The sequence below is a fragment of the Brevundimonas sp. Soil_N_31 genome (assembly GCF_057655995.1).
Window position 1 is genome coordinate 197,456 of sequence record NZ_JBDGLE010000004.1, and the last position, 18,164, is coordinate 215,619.

19 protein-coding genes are annotated in these 18,164 nt (G+C 67.6%); 7 read left to right on the forward strand and 12 right to left on the reverse strand.

What is annotated here, in order from left to right; genetic code table 11:
- Positions 1-23: 23 nt before the first annotated feature.
- Positions 24-818 carry a hypothetical protein gene (locus tag AC3A3G_RS08515; protein WP_200168625.1) on the reverse strand — a complete coding sequence of 265 codons (795 nt, stop codon included), beginning with the start codon at positions 816-818 and terminating at the stop codon, positions 24-26.
- 112 nt (positions 819-930) lie between these two features.
- Here AC3A3G_RS08515 and AC3A3G_RS08520 point away from each other — a divergent pair, with 112 nt between their 5' ends.
- Complete coding sequence (locus AC3A3G_RS08520; RefSeq protein WP_234288012.1) at positions 931-1,173, forward strand: hypothetical protein; 243 nt, start codon at positions 931-933, stop codon at positions 1,171-1,173.
- Here the strand turns inward: AC3A3G_RS08520 and purQ are convergent.
- The 3 genes from purQ to AC3A3G_RS08535 form a co-directional block, all read right to left on the reverse strand.
- Positions 1,170-1,832 (reverse strand): phosphoribosylformylglycinamidine synthase subunit PurQ, encoded by a 663-nt coding sequence (purQ, locus tag AC3A3G_RS08525; protein ID WP_487487969.1) that lies wholly within the window; start codon positions 1,830-1,832, stop codon positions 1,170-1,172. The two genes, AC3A3G_RS08520 and purQ, sit on opposite strands and share 4 nt — an antisense overlap.
- 33 nt (positions 1,833-1,865) lie before the next feature.
- Positions 1,866-3,107, reverse strand: coding sequence for an MFS transporter (locus tag AC3A3G_RS08530; RefSeq protein WP_234288011.1), 1,242 nt, complete (start codon positions 3,105-3,107; stop codon positions 1,866-1,868).
- 107 nt (positions 3,108-3,214) lie between these two features.
- Positions 3,215-3,697 (reverse strand): YbhB/YbcL family Raf kinase inhibitor-like protein, encoded by a 483-nt coding sequence (locus AC3A3G_RS08535; protein ID WP_200168628.1) that lies wholly within the window; start codon positions 3,695-3,697, stop codon positions 3,215-3,217.
- Between the two features lie 124 nt (positions 3,698-3,821).
- On the opposite strand from AC3A3G_RS08535, the gene AC3A3G_RS08540 reads away from it, so the two are divergent.
- Positions 3,822-4,991, forward strand: coding sequence for a class I SAM-dependent methyltransferase (locus AC3A3G_RS08540; RefSeq protein WP_487487970.1), 1,170 nt, complete (start codon positions 3,822-3,824; stop codon positions 4,989-4,991).
- Positions 4,992-5,162: 171 nt separating this feature from the next.
- On the opposite strand, the gene purS is transcribed toward AC3A3G_RS08540, so the two are convergent.
- Together purS and purC are read right to left on the reverse strand one after the other, a co-directional pair.
- Entirely contained in the window at positions 5,163-5,402 is a 240-nt protein-coding gene (gene purS, locus AC3A3G_RS08545; protein WP_088410112.1) for a phosphoribosylformylglycinamidine synthase subunit PurS, read from the reverse strand.
- Complete coding sequence (gene purC / locus AC3A3G_RS08550) at positions 5,402-6,160, reverse strand: phosphoribosylaminoimidazolesuccinocarboxamide synthase (RefSeq protein WP_003165779.1); 759 nt, start codon at positions 6,158-6,160, stop codon at positions 5,402-5,404. Before purC ends, purS begins: the two co-directional genes overlap by 1 nt.
- A 259-nt stretch (positions 6,161-6,419) precedes the next feature.
- On the opposite strand from purC, the gene AC3A3G_RS08555 reads away from it, so the two are divergent.
- Complete coding sequence (locus AC3A3G_RS08555; RefSeq protein ID WP_125901728.1) at positions 6,420-6,743, forward strand: DUF1476 domain-containing protein; 324 nt, start codon at positions 6,420-6,422, stop codon at positions 6,741-6,743.
- A gap of 150 nt (positions 6,744-6,893) precedes the next feature.
- Here AC3A3G_RS08555 and AC3A3G_RS08560 read toward each other — a convergent pair whose 3' ends face one another.
- The 4 genes from AC3A3G_RS08560 to purB all read right to left on the reverse strand — a co-directional run bounded on the left by AC3A3G_RS08560 (position 6,894) and on the right by purB (position 10,176).
- Complete coding sequence (locus AC3A3G_RS08560) at positions 6,894-7,517, reverse strand: fasciclin domain-containing protein (RefSeq protein ID WP_313515837.1); 624 nt, start codon at positions 7,515-7,517, stop codon at positions 6,894-6,896.
- Positions 7,518-7,639: 122 nt separating this feature from the next.
- Positions 7,640-8,140, reverse strand: a complete 501-nt coding sequence (locus tag AC3A3G_RS08565) for a DNA-deoxyinosine glycosylase (RefSeq protein ID WP_200166190.1) — start codon at positions 8,138-8,140, stop codon at positions 7,640-7,642.
- Positions 8,140-8,871: a 2OG-Fe(II) oxygenase gene (locus AC3A3G_RS08570; RefSeq protein ID WP_200165834.1), complete on the reverse strand. Its 732-nt coding sequence runs from the start codon at positions 8,869-8,871 to the stop codon at positions 8,140-8,142. The genes AC3A3G_RS08565 and AC3A3G_RS08570 overlap by 1 nt, the downstream gene beginning before the upstream one ends.
- A 6-nt stretch (positions 8,872-8,877) precedes the next feature.
- Entirely contained in the window at positions 8,878-10,176 is a 1,299-nt protein-coding gene (gene purB, locus AC3A3G_RS08575) for an adenylosuccinate lyase (protein WP_368924522.1), read from the reverse strand.
- Between the two features lie 216 nt (positions 10,177-10,392).
- On the opposite strand from purB, the gene AC3A3G_RS08580 reads away from it, so the two are divergent.
- Together AC3A3G_RS08580 and AC3A3G_RS08585 are read left to right on the forward strand one after the other, a co-directional pair.
- Positions 10,393-10,713 carry a DMT family transporter gene (locus AC3A3G_RS08580; protein WP_087141502.1) on the forward strand — a complete coding sequence of 107 codons (321 nt, stop codon included), beginning with the start codon at positions 10,393-10,395 and terminating at the stop codon, positions 10,711-10,713.
- A 27-nt stretch (positions 10,714-10,740) separates the two neighbouring features.
- Positions 10,741-11,397 (forward strand): glutathione S-transferase, encoded by a 657-nt coding sequence (locus AC3A3G_RS08585; RefSeq protein ID WP_368924519.1) that lies wholly within the window; start codon positions 10,741-10,743, stop codon positions 11,395-11,397.
- Between the two features lie 195 nt (positions 11,398-11,592).
- Here AC3A3G_RS08585 and AC3A3G_RS08590 read toward each other — a convergent pair whose 3' ends face one another.
- On the reverse strand, positions 11,593-13,308 hold the full coding sequence (locus AC3A3G_RS08590) for a lytic transglycosylase domain-containing protein (protein ID WP_368924516.1): 1,716 nt from the start codon (positions 13,306-13,308) through the stop codon (positions 11,593-11,595).
- A gap of 95 nt (positions 13,309-13,403) precedes the next feature.
- Positions 13,404-14,210 (reverse strand): uracil-DNA glycosylase, encoded by an 807-nt coding sequence (locus AC3A3G_RS08595; protein WP_487487971.1) that lies wholly within the window; start codon positions 14,208-14,210, stop codon positions 13,404-13,406.
- A 191-nt stretch (positions 14,211-14,401) separates the two neighbouring features.
- Here AC3A3G_RS08595 and AC3A3G_RS08600 point away from each other — a divergent pair, with 191 nt between their 5' ends.
- Positions 14,402-16,057 carry an electron transfer flavoprotein-ubiquinone oxidoreductase gene (locus tag AC3A3G_RS08600; protein WP_487488044.1) on the forward strand — a complete coding sequence of 552 codons (1,656 nt, stop codon included), beginning with the start codon at positions 14,402-14,404 and terminating at the stop codon, positions 16,055-16,057.
- Positions 16,058-16,286: 229 nt separating this feature from the next.
- Positions 16,287-18,161: a tetratricopeptide repeat protein gene (locus tag AC3A3G_RS08605; protein WP_487487972.1), complete on the forward strand. Its 1,875-nt coding sequence runs from the start codon at positions 16,287-16,289 to the stop codon at positions 18,159-18,161.
- The last annotated feature ends 3 nt before the right edge of the window (positions 18,162-18,164 follow it).

Consider the following 18,164-nt stretch of genomic DNA (forward strand, 5'->3'; position numbering starts at 1 on the left):
TCTCTGGGGCGTCTGTCAGCCCGTCACCGGCGTTCGACGCCGCGTCTCAAACCGAAGACGATGATGACCCCCGCCACCACCAGGGCAAAGGCGGCCGCCAGGGCCGTGAAAGCCAGCACCGGCTTGACCTCCTGCTCGGCCACGAAGGCCCCCACCAGACCCCAGGCGATGGGCAGGGGATAGGCCAGGGTCCGCAAGGCCCAGGTCACGCCGATCCCGATCAGGGTGGTCGCGACCACGGCCAGCACGGCCCAGCCGGTCGGCGACAGGGCGGCGGGCAGGGCCTCGAACGCCGTCGCCACGGTGATCAGGTTCAGCGGCGCCGCCACGGTCAGCCAGCCCGCCAGCGCCGCCAGCGGCCAGATCAGGAACCAGCGGTCGCGCTCCATCGTCCCGGTCGTGCGGATGGTGCGCGCGCTGGCCAGCATCGGCAGCAGCAGGGCCAGGAGCGAGGCCAGGATGACGACGACGCTGGCCGCCTTCAGGTTCAGCGCCGCCATGACGATCCAGAAGCCGATGCCGAAGAAGGCCACGACAGACGGCCAGCCCATGCGGTTGATCAGCACGCTCTCGCCCGTCTGGGGCAGGGCCTGGCGCCCGGCGTAGATCAGTATGCCCAGATACAGCAGGCTCCAGATCGAAAAGGCGTATCCCGCCACCCGCAGCGTCTGGTTTCCATCGGCGGCGAACTCCGCCTGGCTCAGGCCGAAACCGCCCAGGGCCTGAACGACGGGAACGATGACGGCGAAGACGGCGGCGGCCAGCACGGCCAGGCGGCGCGTCTGCTGGGCGGGGGTGGGGCGTTCGATGGCGGTCATGCGTCTCTCCGGCTCAGCTTCGCCGTATCTACGCGCCGCGTCGAAGAAGGTTCAAGGGAACCTGCGCGCGGCTTTTCGCCTTGCTTTGAGGCAGACCGAGAAGGAGGCCGCCATGCCTGATCCCAACGACGCGCCCGAACCGATCGAGCAGACGCTCGAGGAAGAAGTCGAAACCAACCGCGCCCTGGAGCGGGGCCTGGGCGTCGGCGCCCGCGAACTGGCGGCCATCCACGAATCCGGCGCCGAAGGCACGCTAGAGCGCGCCGTCGACGAGGACGGCGAACCGGTCGAGGCAGAGGTCGAAGTCGGCGACGCCGGCCGCAGCGCCAGCGTCCTGGACCGTAAGGAAATCTAGGCGGCCGCGTAGATGCTCTGGAACAGGATCGCGCCGTCGGCGCTGCCCAGCTCGGATTCGAACGCGCGGTCCGGGTGGGGCATCATGCCCAGGACGTTGCCGCGCTCATTCTGCAGGCCGGCGATATCGCCGACGGAGCCGTTGGGGTTGTCGACGTAGCGGAAGACCACCTGGCCCTCGCCCTCGATGCGCTTCAGGGTCTCTTCGTCGGCGAAATAGTTACCGTCGGCGTTGCCCTGGGTCATGATGATCTCGCGTTGGCCCTGATAGCCCGAGGTGAAGCGCGTCTGGGCGTTGGCGACCGTGATGCTGATCGGCTTGCAGATGTATTTCAGGCTGCTGTTGCGCATCAGGGCGCCCGGCAGCATTCCGGCTTCGCACAGCACCTGGAAGCCGTTGCAGATGCCGACCACGGTGACGCCGTCGTCAGCGGCCTTCTCGACCGCCTGCATGATCGGGGCCTGCGCCGCCATCGCGCCGCAGCGCAGATAGTCTCCGTAGGAGAAGCCGCCCGGCAGCACGATCAGGTCGAGGCCCTTGGGCAGTTCGGTCTCGGCGTGCCAGACCATCTGGACCTGCTCGCCAGTGGAACGTTCGACGGCGACCTTGCAGTCGCGATCGCAGTTGGAACCGGGGAATACAATGACAGCTGCGCTCATGGCCGGGCCTCCTAGCACCCTTCGGGACGAATGTCAGGCGTCGCTTTGTTGCGCCTTGCGCCCCGTCGCCCAGGCGACGACCCAGACGGCGAAACCGCCCAGCGACAGCGCCACCCCGACCCAGCCGGTCGAGGTCCAGCCCCAGCCCGCCGCCACGGCCATGCCCGCCAGCAGGGGGCCGATGGCGTTGGCCGTGTTGAAGGCTGAGTGATTCAGGGCGGCGGCCAGGGTCTGGGCGTCGCCGGCCACGTCCATCAGCCGGGTCTGCAGCACCGAACCCAGCCCGCCGCCGCCGCCGATCAGCACCACCACGATCATCACGGCCCACAGGTGCGGCGCGGCGAAGGGGTAGAGGGCCAGGGCCGCCGCGCTCCACAACAGCAGGCCGCCCGCCGCGATCATGCCGAAGCGGTCGGCGGCCCAGGCGCCCAGCAGATTGCCCGCCACCATGCCTAAGCCGAACAGGGCGAAGACCCAGGGCAGGACTTCCGGCCCCACGCCCGTCACCGCCTTCAGCGTCGAGGCCAGGTAGGCGTAGACGGCGAACATCCCGCCGAAGCCGACGGCGCCGACGCCCAGCGTCAGCCACACCTGGCCGCGCTTCAGGGCGCCCAGTTCGCGCCAGGGGCTGGCGTCGGGATGGGCCGGATCGCGCGGCGCGAACAGGGCGACCAGGGCCATGGTCAGCACCGCCAGCACGCTGACGATGGCGAAGGTCCAGCGCCAGCCGAAGGAGTGGCTGACGGCGTTGGCGACCGGCACCCCGATCACCGTGGCGACCGTCAGGCCCAGCAGAACGGTCGAGACGGCCCGCGTCCTGAGCCGCAGCGGCACCAGCGACGCCGCGACCAGGGCCGCCACGCCGAAATAGGCGCCGTGCGGAATGCCGCTGAGGAAGCGGAAGACCAGCATCCACTCATAGGTCGGGGCGATGGCGCTGAGCGCATTGCCGACGGCGAACAGGGCCATGAAGCCGATCAGCAGCAGCCAGCGCGGCAGGCGCGCGCCCAGCACGGCCAGGATCGGCGCCCCGACGACCACCCCGGCGGCATAGGCGCTGATGACATGGCCCGCCGTCGGTTCGCTGACGCCCAGGCCCGCGGCGAAGTCGGGCAGGACGCTCATAGCGGCGAATTCGGTCACGCCGATAGCGAAGCCGCCCATGGCCAGCGCCAGCAGCACCAGCGCCACCTTGCCCGGTTCGGCCACGCGCTCGTCGGGGATGGACGCGGCGCAGCGCGGATCGTCGAGGCAGGGGGCGTCGGCAGGGGCCATGGATTGTCGCGATGCAGCAAGGGAAGGTTGCGCTGCAAAATAAGGACGCCGCCCACGGCATCAACCGGGGCGGCGTCGAAGCGGTCATCACGCTTTGTGTCGGCTGGTCAGCCCCGGTTTTCGTAGGTCGCCGTGATCGACGCCTTGGCCAGGGTGTGGAAGTGCAGATTGAAGCCGAAGATCGCGCCCGAGTTGTCTTCCGTCACGTCCAGCCGTTCCACGTCCACGGCGAAGACGGTGAAGATGTAGCGGTGCGGGCCGTGGCCGGGCGGCGGGGCGGCGCCGCCGAAGCCGGCCTCGCCATAGTCGGTGCGCCCCTGGACGGCGCCCTTGGGCAGGTTCGCTCCGCCCACGGCGCCCGCACCGGCTGCCAGGGCGTTCACGTCCGCCGAGATGTTGGCGACCGTCCAGTGCCAAAAGCCCGAGCCGGTCGGGGCGTCGGGATCATAGCAGGTGACGGCGAAGCTCCTGGTCCCTTCGGGCGCGCCGGACCACGACAGTTGCGGCGAGGTGTTTCCCAGCGCCTTGACCTGGGCGTCGGGCAGGACGCCTCCGTCGGAAAAGTCGGTCGATGTGACGGTGAAGCTCATGGCGCGCTCTTCCTTTGACGGCGGATTCGGATGCCCAAACTAACGGAAGACTGGTCACGGACGTTGCGTCGCGACATTCTGTCCCTAGCTAAGGTCAAGCTGTCTTGATGAGCGGAGGAACGGGATGCTGCAAGCCCTGTTGGACCGAACCTTTCAGACGCGGTCGATCCGGGTGCGGCTTCCGGACGGTCGAGAACTGACGGCGGGGCCGGGCGAACCGGAACTGACGGCTGTGCTGTCGGACATGAAGACGGCCGTCGCCATCGCCGCCAATCCTGATCTGGCCCTGGGCGAAGCCTTCATGGACGGCACGTTCCAGATCGAAGGCGGCAGCGTGTATGACTTCCTGCAACTGACGACTTCGCAACTGGCGCTTCGGCCGCGTTCGCCCAAGCTGACCTTGATGCAGCGGATCAAGCGCGGGGCGGAGCAGGCCAACGACCGGCTGCACGCGCGCAGCAACGTCAGCCATCACTATGACCTGACGGTCGATTTCTATCGCCTGTTCCTGGACGAAGACCTGCAATACTCCTGCGCCTTCTTCGAGACGCCGGACGCCAGCCTGGAACAGGCCCAGGTCGCCAAGAAGCGCCGCCTGATCGACAAGCTTCTGCTGGAGTCGGGCCACAGCGCCCTGGACATCGGCGCCGGCTGGGGCGGGCTGGGCCTGTCGATGGTCGAGCGCGGGGCGCGCGTGACCGGCGTCACCCTGTCCACCGAACAGCACCGCACGGCCAATGAACGGGCGACGGCGCTGGGCGTCGCCGACCGGGCCGATTTTCGGCTTCAGGACTATCGCGACCTGAACCAGACCTTCGACCGCATCATATCGGTGGGGATGTTCGAGCACGTCGGCGTGCCGAACTATCAGGAGTATTTCGACACGGTCGCCCGTCTGTTGGACGACGACGGGGTGGCGGTGATCCATTCCATCGGCCGCAAGTCGCCGCCCAACCGCACCCAGCCGTGGGTGCGCAAATACATCTTCCCCGGCGGCTATATCCCGGCCCTGTCCGAGGTGCTGCCCGCCATCGAGCGCGCGGGCCTGTGGGTCACGGACATGGAGGTGCTGCGTCTGCACTACGCCGAGACCCTGAGGCATTGGCGCGAGCGGTTTCTGGCCCGGCGCGGCGAGGCGCTGGCCATGTATGACGAACGCTTCTGCCGGATGTGGGAGTTCTACCTCGCCGCCAGCGAGGTCGCCTTCCGCGAGCTGGGCCACATGGTGTTCCAGCTTCAACTGACGAAGAAGCAAACGGCCGCGCCGCTGAGCCGGGATTACCTGTGCGGCTGATATCCTGATCCTTCTCCCCTTGGGGGAGAAGGTGGGCGCCGTAGGTGCCCGGATGAGGGGGCTGTGTCGGCGAGTAGAGCGTTTGATGTTGAGGGCCAAGCAGGCGGCCCCCTCATCCGCCTTGCTCCGCAAGCCACCTTCTCCCCCGAGGGGAGAAGGATAAGAGACGTGTCAGGCGATTTCGATCCGGTAGCTTTCGATGACCGTGTTGGCCAGCAGGGTCTCGCACATGCGCTTGACCTCGGCCTCCTTGTCGGCGACGGCGTCGTCGAGGTCGAACTCGATCAGCTTGCCGACGCGGGCGTTCGCGACGCCGTTCCAGCCCAGACCCTGCAGGGCGCCTTCGACGGCCTTGCCCTGGACGTCCAGGACGCCGGGCTTGAGGAAGACGTGAACTTTAACCTTGGCCATTAATGCAGCCCTCCCTGAATCACGGTCGGCATGTCCTTCATGATGCCGAGGCGGCGGGCCACCTCGGTGTAGCTTTCGATGACGTCGCCCATGTCGCGGCGGAAGCGGTCCTTGTCCAGCTTCTCGCCCGTGGTCGAATCCCACAGGCGGCACGAGTCGGGGCTGATTTCGTCGGCCAGGATGACGCGGGCGAAGTCGTTCTCCCACACGCGGCCGAACTCGATCTTGAAGTCGACCAGGGTGATGCCGACAGCGCCGAACATGCCGCACAGATAGTCGTTCACCCGCACCGTCATGGCCAGGATGTCGTCCAGTTCCTGCGTGGTGGCCCAGTTGAAGGCCGTGATGTGCTCTTCCGTCACCATCGGGTCGTTCAGCTCATCCTTCTTGTAGTAGAATTCGATGATCGAACGGGGCAGGGGCGTGCCCTCTTCCTGACCCAGACGCTGGGCCAGCGAGCCGGCGACGACGTTGCGGCAGACGACTTCCAGCGGAATGATCTCGACTTCGCGGATCAACTGCTCGCGCAGGTTCAGACGCTTGATGAAGTGGTTGGTCACGCCGATCGAGTTCAGGCGCGACATGATGAATTCGCTGATGCGGTTGTTGATGACGCCCTTGCCTTCCAAGGTCGCCTTCTTCTGCGCGTTGAAGGCGGTCGCGTCGTCCTTGAAGTACTGGATCAGCGTGCCCGGCTCGGGCCCCTCGTACAGGATCTTGGCCTTGCCCTCGTAGAGCTTCTTGCGCTTGGTGTTCATCTTCGGGCCCCGGGGGGAAGGAAACGGACGGCCTCAAAACGAAAAACGCGCGGCCCGAAGGTCGGGGCGGCGCGGTTCCTGAATCGACGGCGGCTATATAGAACCACGCGCCCTTTAGCCGAAGGGCGTCTGTGACACAAATATCCTGAAGCGACCCTGCGTCAGCCTACGCGACCGAAGTCTGGTTGCGTTCGGTCGCGCCGGGGGCCATAGAGCCGTTTGCGGACAAGACTCGTCCGTGACTGGAGTTACGACGCGCATGACGACCTTCGACGATCGGGAACAGGCCTTTGAGGCCAAATACGCCCTCGATCAGGAACAGGAATTCAAGGCCATCGCGCGTCGCAACAAGATGCTGGGCCTGTGGGCTGCCGAGAAGATGGGCCTGTCGCCTGAGAGCGCCGAGCAATACGCCGCCGCCGTGGTCCGCGCCGACTTCGAGCAGCCGGGCGAGGAAGACGTCTTCCGCAAGGTGGCCGGCGACTTCAAGGCTTCGGGCATGACGGTGTCCGAGGGCGAGCTGCGCTCCAAGATGGATGAACTGGCCTCGATCGCGCGCGAACAGATCCGCGCCGGCGAATAATCGCATCGCAATCGAATGACACAAGGGCCGCAACCGGCGACGGTTGCGGCCCTTCTTCGATCTGCCTCCCGCCGGGGAAACGGGAGCGACCGGAGGCGCCGGGGCGCATCCGAACAACGCGCCCGCGGCCGGTCGGTTCGATCCGATGTCCTATTTCGGCATCAGCACCGTGTCGACGATGTGAACCACCCCATTCGACTGGGCCACGTCGGCCTGGGTGATGGTCGAGGTTCCGCCCTTGGCGTCGGTGATCCGCCACTGACCGCCGCCGGCGTCCTTGACCGTCAGCTTCTCGCCCTGAACCGTGGTCAGGGTGGCGGTTCCGCCGTTGGCCTGGGCCTGGGCGGCGATGTCGGCGGCCGTCAGGCGGCCGGGCACGACGTGATAGGTCAGCAGCTTGGTCAACGCCGCCTTTTGGGCCGGCTGCATCCAGCCCTCGCGCGTGGCGGCGGGAATTTTCTCGAAGGCGGCGTTGTCGGGGGCGAAGACAGTGAAGGGGCCGGCCCCCTGCAACCGTTCCGTCAGGCCGGCGGTCTGGATCGCGCTGACCAGGGTGGTCAGGTTCGGAGCCTTGGCGGCGTTGGCGACGATATTGTCGGACGGGTTCATGGCCACGCCGCCGACCATCGGCTCGGTCGTGGCGGGGGCTGCTGACGGGGCCGGGGTCTCGACGGGGGCGGGCTCCTTCTTGGCGTCGTTTTGACCGCAGGCGGCCAGCGCCAGCAGGGCGACGGTCGAAACAGCCGCAAACGCGGCGGTGCGATAGGTCGTCATGGCTTCTCTCCTTCGGTGAACGGGCGGCGCCCGCGTCGGAGGGGATTACGGCTCAGACCCGAAAAAGGATGCGGCGGGCGTCAAATTTTCCGGCGCGGCCCGTGAACGGGCGGCTTCGTCGGTCAATCCAGACAGGCGTTCAGGACGGACCATCGGCCCAGCTTTTCCTCGAACGGACGCGCGTGGGCGGGGCTGGAGGAGGGCAGGTCGATCAACTCGGCCGTTGTGGCGCCTTCCAGCATGCGTCGCCCGGCGCGCGCCGCCTTTCCGCCGTTGAAAGCCACGGCGCGCAAGGCCGGAAGTCGGTTCGTCAGGGCGATCAAGTCGGCGACCTGAGGGTTGCGGATGGCTGCGTCCAGGCTGCCCCGCCGCTCAGCTGACGCGATCACGTCCCAGAGCCCCACGCCGTGCGTCCGCAAGGTCTCCAGCCGCGCCTCATAGGGCACGGTGATCAGATCCGCCCCGATCACCGCCCCGATTAGCCGCCAGAAGGCGTTGCGCGGATGGGCGTAATACTGCGCCGCCCTCAGCGAGGCGTCGCCGGGTAGGCTGCCGAGGATCAGCAGGCGGGTGCGCTCATCGACGACGGGGGGGAAGGCCTGTTTCGTTGCGACGAGGGACATCACCCCTTGTCTCTGAGCCAGCCGACGATCGAGAGGCGAGGCGCCTTGGCGTAGCCGGCCACCGGGGCGACCGAGTGCGGCTGCGGCACGCGGAACAGCGTCAACGTATTCCAGCGCGGGGCGTAGCCTCGTTGGATGTCGCCGTTCTCGTCATGAAAAAGAAGTTGCCCGCCCCAGTCTTCGCGCCAGCGTCGTGTGAAACCGAGGGTGTAGGCGGTCAAGCGATTGCTCGGCTCCGAACCCACGTCGGTGTGCAGGCCGATGAAGTCGCCTGGACGGTAATAGGTCGCCTGGGAGTCCGCTTTGACGACTTGGGGCTGGCCGGTGACGCGCGCGCCGAACTCGATGAAGGCGGGACTGGTCAGGAATTCTGTCAGGGCGTGGATGGGGTGGCCTGGATCTCGCCTTTCCAGATAGGCGGTCAGCATCGGATAGCACCGGTAGAGAAAGCCGTAGCCGTCCCCGGTGCGGTCAAGCATGGCCTTTAACGCCTGCCGTAGTTGGTCATGATCCGCGCTTTTGAGTTGATCGGCCGTCAGAGCCTTGGGACCGCCCGCGTCCTGGTACGCCATCCCCCAGGGCGTATGCTGTTCAAGTATCTGCGTCAGATACTCAGCTGTCTCCGGCTCGAAGATGTTGGCGATCTGAACGATGCCGTGTTCCAGGTAGGCGCGCGCAAGCCGCCCCTCGTCCAAAGCTGGGTTCAGTCTGAGGACGAGGGATTTGTTCATGTCAGTTCAGCTTCCGAACACCCGCTGGAACACCACGTCCACGTTCTTCGTATGGTAGCCGAGGTCGAACAGGGCCTCCAGCTCGTCGTGGGGCAGGGTGACGCGCGGGTCGGCCTTCAGGAAGTCGATGAAGACGCCTTCGCCGCGCCAGACCTTCATGGCGTTCTCCTGAACCGCCGCATAGGCGTCCTCGCGCGACACGCCCGCCTGGGTCAGGGCCAGCATGACCCGTTGCGAGAAGACCAGGCCGCCCAGACGGTCGAGGTTCTTCTGCATGTTCTCGGGATAGACGTTCAGGCGCTCGATGACGCCCGCCAGACGGTGCAGGGCGAAGTCCAGGTGGATGGTGGCGTCCGGGCCGATGCCGCGCTCGACCGAGGAGTGGCTGATGTCGCGCTCGTGCCACAGGGCGACGTTCTCCATCGCCGGGGTCACGGCCGAGCGGACCAGACGGGCCAGGCCGGTCAGGTTCTCGGTCAGGATCGGGTTGCGCTTGTGCGGCATGGCCGACGAGCCCTTCTGACCTTTGTCGAAGAACTCCTCGGCTTCGAGGACTTCCGTGCGCTGCAGGTGGCGGATTTCGACGGCCAGACGCTCGATCGAGGAGGCGACGACGCCCAGGGCGGCGAAATAGGCGGCGTGGCGATCGCGCGGGATGACCTGGGTCGAGACCGGCTCGACGGCCAGACCCATCTGGTCGGCGACGTATTGCTCAACGGCCGGATCGACATTGGCGAAGGTGCCGACGGCGCCCGAGATGGCGCAGGTGGCGATCTCTTCACGCGCAGTGATCAGGCGGCGCTTGGCGCGCTGGAACTCGGCGTGATAGCCGGCCAGCTTCAGGCCGAAGGTGACCGGCTCGGCGTGGATGCCGTGCGAACGGCCGACGGTCGGAGTGTATTTGTGTTCCTTGGCGCGGGTCTCCAGCGCGGCCAGGACGCGGTCGACGCCGCCCAGCAGCAGGTCGGTCGAGCGCGCCAGCTGGACCGCGAAACAGGTGTCCAGCACGTCCGAAGACGTCATGCCCTGGTGCAGGAAGCGGGCTTCCTCGCCGACGATTTCGGCGACGTGGGTCAGGAAGGCGATGACGTCGTGCTTGGTGGTGCGCTCGATCTCGTCGATGCGGTCGGCGTCGAAGGTCGCGTCCTTGCCGTTGGCCCAGATGGCCTCGGCCGATTCCTTCGGGATCACGCCCAGCTCGGCCATCTTGGTGGCGGCGTGGGCCTCGATCTCGAACCAGATCTTGTACTTGGTCTCTTGCGACCAGATGGCGACGGCGTCGGGGCGGGAATAGCGCGTGATCATGGACCGGTCGTGTCGTGCGCGAGGGGCCATGAGTCAAGGTTCGCCGTGCGGGAATGGAGGCTTTTGGGCATCACCGGCGACCGGATCGACGGCGCGGCGTGTGGAAACCTTGACTTGCCGCGCTCCTGTCCCAAATAGGGCGCGCTCAGAGGACGACCTCTCCCATCAGTGGGCATGACGCTGGGACGACCCGGCATGCCATGCAAGGAGCACGTCATGGCCTGGATTTTCCTTCTTCTCGCCGGTCTGTTCGAGATCGTCTGGGCCTTCCTGATGAAGGCCTCCGAGGGCTTCACCAAGCCCTGGCCGACCATCGGCACCATCGGTTTCATGATCATCAGCTTCGGCCTGTTGTCGATCTCGATGAAGACCCTGCCGCTGGGCACCGCCTATGTGATCTGGACCGGCATCGGCGCCGTCGGGGCCTTCGTGGTCGGCATCGCCGTCCTGGGCGAGCCCGTCACGCCGATGCGCGTCATCGGCGCTGTCCTGATCGTCAGCGGCCTGGTTGTGCTGAAGCTCGCCTCCAGCCATTAATCACGGCGACAGCCTCGGAGCTTCGCCATGGAACTGATCGTCGGACCGCGCCTCTTCTCCACCTGGTCCCTGCGGCCGTGGCTGGTGTTGAGGCGCGCAGGCGCCGTCTTCGACACGCGCGAGGTCTGGTATCGCTCCGAGGCTGAAAAGGCTGAACTGCGACGCCTGTCGCCCTCTGGCTTCGTGCCGCTGCTGAAGGTCGAGGGCGAGACGATCTGGGACACCCTGTCCATCAGCGAATGGGCGGCCGAACGCTATCCCGAGGCGCATCTGTGGCCGGTCGATCCGACCGCGCGCGCCCTGGCCCGTTCGGCGACGGCCGAGATGCACTCCGGCTTCCACGCCCTGCGCGACCTGTGCGGCATGGGGCCGGATCATCCGATGGCCGGGGATGCGCGCAGCCCGGCGCCGTCCGATCCGGGGCTGGACCGCGACCTGGCGCGTCTGGTCGTGCTGTGGTCGCAGATGCGCGAACGCTTCGGCGCGGGCGGGCCGTGGCTGTTCGGCGACTGGTCGATCGCCGACGCCTTCTTCACGCCCGTGGCGGCGCGGGTGCGCCATTTCCAGATCGACCTGTCGGCCCACGGCGACGACGGGACGGCCGCCGCCTATGTCGCCGCCCTTCTGGCCCAGCCGCACTTCCGCGAGTGGGAGGCGGCGGCGCTGTCATCTAACGTTGATTAACCGATCCTGAGAACGCGGGTTTAAGAGAGCGGACTTATAGTCCAGCTTGTTCTCGGAGGGGCGGAGCCATGCGTACGATCAGCAGGAACACCGACTGGGCGCGCACGGCGCGCGCCTATGTCCTGGCGGCGGTGGTCATGGCCCTGGTGTGGACGTCGCTTCTGACCCTGATGGTCTGAGGCGTCTTATCGCGCTTCAGCGCGAGCCGCCGCCCAGCACGGCCTCGGCCACCTGCAGGGGCGCAGGGGGCGGCGCGACGTAATCCAGGCGGATCGGCACGGCGCGCGCGCCCGAGGCCACGGCGTCCAGCGTCTTCACCGGCCCGCCCATCATGCGCTGATAGATCCAGTAGGCCGCGACGACCTTCTCGACGTATTCGCGCGCCTGAGGCACGTCGATGGTCTCGATCAGCAGCAGGGGATCGGCGTCGGCGCCCAGCTTGCGGATCGCCGCCAGCATCGGACCCGGTCCGGCGTTGTACGAGGCCACCGCCTTCAGCAGGTCGCCCTGGAAGGACTCGATCTGGAACAGGCGGTTCACATAATCCTGACCCAGCTTCATGTTCACCGCCGGGTCCAGCAGGCGCTGGGGCGTGCGGACATAGCCCTGGTCGCCGGTCATGTGGGCGGCCGTGGTCGGCATCACCTGCATCAGGCCATAGGCGCCGGCGCCGGAACGGGCGTTGGCGTTGAAGTCCGTCTCCTTGCGCGCGATGGCGTAGACGAGCGCCCTCTCGATGGTGAAGCCGCCCATCGGCTGCAGGTCCGGCATCGGATAGCGGACGGCGTCGATGCGGCTGGCCTCGGACTGGGCCGCGCGGCCGGGCGCGACCAGGCGATACAGGCCGACCCACATCTGGCGCGCGGCGCTGTCGCCGCTGGCGGCGCGCAGGCCGTTGCGGGCGGCCTGCTCGGCGTCGTTGCGGCGGCCGACCTCATACAGGGCCACGGTGCGGCGGGCGTCCTCGTCGGAGCGGATGAAGGCGTTGAGCGCGCGCGTATCCACGCCGATCGGCTCGGGGGTGAATGAGGCGCGTTGCAGCGTCGCCTCATAGGGGCGGGGCCCCTGGTTCTCGATCACCGGCTCCTCGCCCAGTTGGCGCAGGGCGATCTGGCCGTAGAAGGTGGCCGGCCAGCGCGCGGCCTGGCGCAGGTATTCGGTCACGCGATCCTGGCGGCCCGACTGGCCCGCCGCCCGCGCCGCCCAGAAGGCGCCGCCCGAGCGCACCCACGGATCCTCGGTCGGATCCTGGGCGACGTGCTCGAAGGCCTGGAAGGCGTCGGCGTGCTGCTCCATGCGCCAGGCGGCCAGACCCGCCGTCCACCAGTCGCCGATCTGCTGGCCCGTGGCGTAGGCGCCGGGCAGGTCGTCGTTGTTCAGGGCCACGCGCGCGGCCTTGGCCGGGTCGTTGACGCCGCCGTCGCCAGAGCCTGAGCCAGAGCTGGTCAGGCTGGCCCAGGTGCGGGTCAGCAGGCCGCCGGGGCGCTTGGGCTCGGCCGCGCCGTCGGGCAGGCGCCGCATCGCCAGGGTATAGACCCGCTCGGCCATCGGCAGGTCGGAATAGGTCTCGAGCCAGGCCGCGAGTTCGTCATAGGTGGCGACGTGGCTGGGGTGGAACAGGCGCTCGAACTCGACCTGACCCAGCAGGACGCGGTCCTTGGCCTGACGCGCCGAGTTGCGGGCCAGCTCCAGGTCGCCGCGCCGCAGGGCGTCGAAGGCGGTGGTGTAGCTGAGCCGATCCTCGCTGCTCAGCGCCGTGGGCGAAGGCGAGGCGTCCGCGCCAGAGTCTGCGCCAGCGGCGACATAGGGTCGGGAGGTATCGACATCTTCAGCCTGGGCTGCGGTCGCAGCAAGGGCGCAAAGCGCGAAGGCGAACAGAGACGCACGACGCGTCCGGCGGAAAGAATACATGACGCGGCGGCCCCCTTCGTCGGCGTCGGCCCCGTCTCGATTCGGGATTCTACGACGCTCTGCGGACTGGTCTCCAAGGGGGCAGGATGCCTGAATCAGGCGCCCGGCTCAACCACTTCGCTTCGCAGGCGAACGGACAAATCGAGAATATCCTTCCAAACCAGACCCTTGGCCTGGGGCTGGCGCAACAGGAAGGCGGGGTGAAGGGTGGCGATCACAGGCGCGGCGATTCCGCCCTCGGGCAGCCATTCGCGCCATTGGCCCCGCATCCGCATGATGCCGTCGTCGGTCTTCAGCACGGCCTTGGCCGCTGATGCGCCGACCAGCAGAACGGCCCTGGGTTTCAGCAGGGTCGCGGCGCGTTCGACAAAGGGGGCGCAGGCGGCCTGTTCCTGGGGCGTCGGGGCGCGGTTGCCGGGCGTCTTCCAGAAGACGGTGTTGGTGATGAAGGCGTCGTCCAGCAGGCCCGCCGCCGTCAGGATGCGGTCCAGCAGCTGGCCCGCCTGGCCGACGAAGGGCTGGCCGCGCAAGTCTTCCTCGGCGCCGGGGCCTTCGCCGACGATCATCAGCGACCCTTGCGGATTGCCGCGCGCGAAGACGGATTGCCGGGCGCCCATGGCGCGCAGGGGGCAGCCCTCGAAGGCGGCGATGGCCTCGGCCAGTTCGTCAAGGGTGGTGGCCGCCGCCGCCAGGCGACGGGCCTCGGCCGCCGCTTCGCCGGGCGCGGGCGCGGCGCCGGGGGCGCGCAGGGGCGTGATCGTGGCCGGACCCTTGGCCGCGACGGGGGCGACGAAGACGGTGCGGTTGACCGGCTCCGCCTCGAAACAGGCGTCCACGCCTGCGTCGCGCCAGAAGGCGAACAGGGCCTCTGCGGCAGCCATGTCGAGGGAAGGGGCGTTCATGAAGCTATAGGCAATAGGCCTTGACCGCCCCCGCGTCACCTCCCGATAAGGCGGATAACCACGACGACAACGAGGATTCAGGGGACATGGCCGAGGAAATGATCGAAGGCGGCGCCAGGAACGCATGGCAGGAAGCCGTCATCGACAACCTGCCGCCGCTCGAGGCCCTGGCGGGCGTCGAGCGCGAGGTCATGGAATATGACGTCGTCATCGTCGGCGGCGGCCCCGCCGGCCTGTCCGCCGCCATCCGTCTGAAACAGCGGGCCGAGAAGGACGGAAAAGAGATTTCCGTCGCCGTGCTCGAGAAATCGGCCGAGATCGGCGGCCACGTCCTGTCGGGCGCGGTCATCGACCCCAAGGCGCTGAACGAGCTGTTCCCCGACTGGAAGGAGCGCGGCGCCCCGCTGGAGACGCCGGTGACCAAGGACAAGTTCCTGGTCCTGGGTCCGCAGGGGCAGGCCTCCCTGCCGATGTTCGCCATGCCGCCCTTCATGCACAATGACGGCTGCTACATCGCCTCGCTGGGCAATGTCGCGCGCTGGCTGGCCGAACAGGCGGAAGCCCTGGGCGTCGAAGTCTATCCCGGCATGGCCGCCAGCCACGTCGTCTGGGAAGAAGAAACCGGCCGGGTGAAAGGCGTCGTCGCCGGCGTCTTCGGCATCGACCGCGAGGGCAAGCCGACCGGCGAGTTCCAGCCGGGGCTGGAGCTGCACGGCAAATACGTCTTCATCGCCGAGGGCGTGCGCGGCTCGCTGGCCAAGACCATCATGGCCCGCCACAACCTGTGCGACGCCGCCGATCCCCAGAAGTTCGGCATCGGCCTGAAGGAACTGTGGCAGATCCCGGCCGAGAAGCACCAGCCCGGCCTGGTCCAGCACACCACCGGCTGGCCGCTGGACGACAAGACGGGCGGCGGCTCGTTCCTGTACCACTTCGGCGATCGCTATGTGTCCGTCGGCTTCGTCGTCCACCTGAACTACAAGAACCCCTTCCTGTCGCCGTTTGACGAGTTCCAGCAGTTCAAGCACCATCCGGCCATCGCCGAGCATCTGGAGGGCGGCACCCGCGTCTCCTACGGCGCCCGCGCCATCACCGAGGGCGGCTTCCAGTCGGTGCCCAAGCTGGCCTTCCCCGGCGGCGCCCTGATCGGCTGTTCGGCGGGCTTTGTGAACGTGCCGCGCATCAAGGGCAGCCACAACGCCATGAAGACCGGCATGCTGGCCGCCGACGCCGCCTATGACGCCGTCATAGAGGGCCGCGAGGGCGACGTGCTGAGCGCCTATCAGGCCGCCTATCTGCGCTCGTGGGTCTATAAGGAGCTGAAGGTCGTCCGCAACGCCAAGCCGCTGCTGTCCAAGCTGGGCACTATGATGGGCGGGGCGGTCGGCATGTTCGACCTGTGGGTCAACCACCTGACGGGCGGCTTCTCCTTCTTCGGCACCATGCGCCACGGCAAGACCGACGCGGCCTCGACCGAGCCCGCCTCGCAGCACAAGCCGATCGCCTATCCCAAGCCGGACGGGAAGCTGTCGTTCGACAAACTGTCGAGCGTCTTCATCTCCAACACCAACCACGCCGAGGACCAGCCCGCACACCTGAAGCTGCTGGACCCGTCCGTGCCGATCAGCGTCAACCTGCCGAAGTACGGCGAGCCCGCGCGGCTCTACTGCCCGGCCGGGGTGTATGAGGTCGTCTATGCTGACGAGGCGAACCGCGCCGATCCGCGCTTCGTCATCAACGCCCAGAACTGCGTCCACTGCAAAACCTGCGACATCAAGGATCCGTCGCAGAACATTGTCTGGACCACGCCGGAAGGCGGCGGCGGCCCGAACTATCCGAACATGTAAGCCAGCGATTCTCCCTCCCCTTCATGGGGAGGGTGGCTGAGGCCGTCAGGCCGAAGCCGGGTGGGGACGCTGAGGCAAATCAAGCGCCGCGTCCTGTATCAACTAGCCCTCCCCACCCGGTCGTCGCTTCGCTCCGACCACCCTCCCCATGAAGGGGAGGGAGAAGTGTTGTGCGGCTTTTCCCGCACATGATCTTGCGGGCGAAAGGGAAAGCGTGAAGGGTCCGGCCATGCGTTTCGTCTCTTCTCGTCCTGTTCTGTTCCTGGCGGCTTCCGCCCTTGCGCTGTCGCTGGCCGCGCCGTCCCTGGCGCAGGAGGCCCCCGAGCCCGCGCCGGAATCCCCGGCCGAAGAAGTGCAGGACGCAGATGCAAAGGATGCAGAGCCGAACGGCGATCCGGTTCCGCACATCATCATCGCCGACGAGCCGGAAACGCCCGAGGAACCCAAGGTCACGCCCATTCCCGCCGAATGGGCGCCGATCCCTCTGGACGCCGAGAAAAACAGCGCCTTCGGCCTCTATCTGGCGGGCCGTAACGCCCTGACCAGCGGCGAGAGCGCAGTCGGCGCCGACTACCTGGCCCGCGTCTACGCCCTGACGCCGGAACAGCCGCGCGTGCGCGAACAGGCCTTTACCGCCGCGCTTCTGGCCGGCGATCTGGACGAGGCGGGCCGCATCGCCCCCACCGATCCCGAGGTGTCGCCCGTCATCGTCCAGGCGGGGCGCCTGGTGCAGGCGGTACAGACCTATGCCGGCGGGGACGCCCGCCGCGCCAATGCTGAGTTGAAGGTCGCCCCGGTGGGCGAGCCGCATGACCGCGCTGGTTTCTATGTTCAGGCCTGGATCGCCGCCGCCGCTGGGGACTGGGACCGCGCGCTTGCCATGCCGCCGGCGGAATTCGATCCTGTCAGCGCCTTGGTGGCGCGCGGTAACCGGGCCCGCCTGCTGGAGCAGCGTCGTCGTTATGATGAAGCCGACGCCGAGTGGCGCGACCTGACCAGCCACGCCCTGGCCGGCGCTTTGTTCCGCCAGTCCTATGGCGAGTTCCTGGAGCGGCGAGGCCGTCGCGACGACGCCTTGGTCCAGTATGACGCGGCCGTCACGGCCCGTACCGCCGACCGCCGTGTCATGGAAGGACGCGAACGGGTGCTGTCCAAGGCGCGTCCGCCGGCCTTGCTGAACTTCCGCGAGGGGGCGGCTCAGGCCCTGCGCACCGCTGCGGATCAGATGATCGCCCAGCGCGCCTATGAATTCGGCGCCGTCTATCTGCGCCTGGCTCAGAATCTGGCTCCCAGCGACAATACCCAGTTGCTCATCGGCCAGACCTTGATCCAGGGCGGGATCGAGCCCGCCGGCCGCGCCGCCCTGGCTCACGTCAGCGAGGCCTCGCCTGCGATCTACGCCGCCGCGCGCGTGCAGATGGCGATCAGCCTGTCCAAGACCGGCCTTGACGACGAAGCCTTGGTCGAACTCCGCCGGGCGGCTTCGGTGCGACCTGACGAAGCCACGGTGGCCTATATGCTGGCCAGCCAGCTGCTGCAGATGGAGCGGCGGGAGGAGGCTTTGGAGCTCCTGAACGGTCCGCTGCTGAATACGGCGGATCAGGGCTATGAGACCCACTTCCTGCGCGGCGCCGCCTATGAGGCCCTGGATCAGGACGCGCAGGCCGAAGCCGAGCTGTGGGCCGCCCTGCAGATGCAGCCCGACAATCCGACCTTGCTGAACTACCTCGGTTATCTGTGGGTCGATACCGGGACGCGCGTCGCCGAGGGGGCGGCCATGATCGCCAGGGCTCACGCCGCGGATCCCAAGGACGGCAACATTCAGGACTCGCTCGGCTGGGCTCAGTACCGCCAGGGGCAGTATGAGGCGGCGGTGGTCAATCTGGAGGGCGCGGTCGACAAGGAGCCCGCCAACGCCGAGATCAACGACCATCTGGGCGACGCCTATTGGGCCGTGGGCCGTCAGCGCGAGGCGGGCTTCCAGTGGAACCGCGTCCTGACGCTGGAGGTCGACGACAAGCGCCGCGGCGAGGTCGAGGCCAAGCTGCGCGACCGGTTGAATCAGAATCCGACCGGGGATCACGGCCTGGGTTCGGACGACTGACGC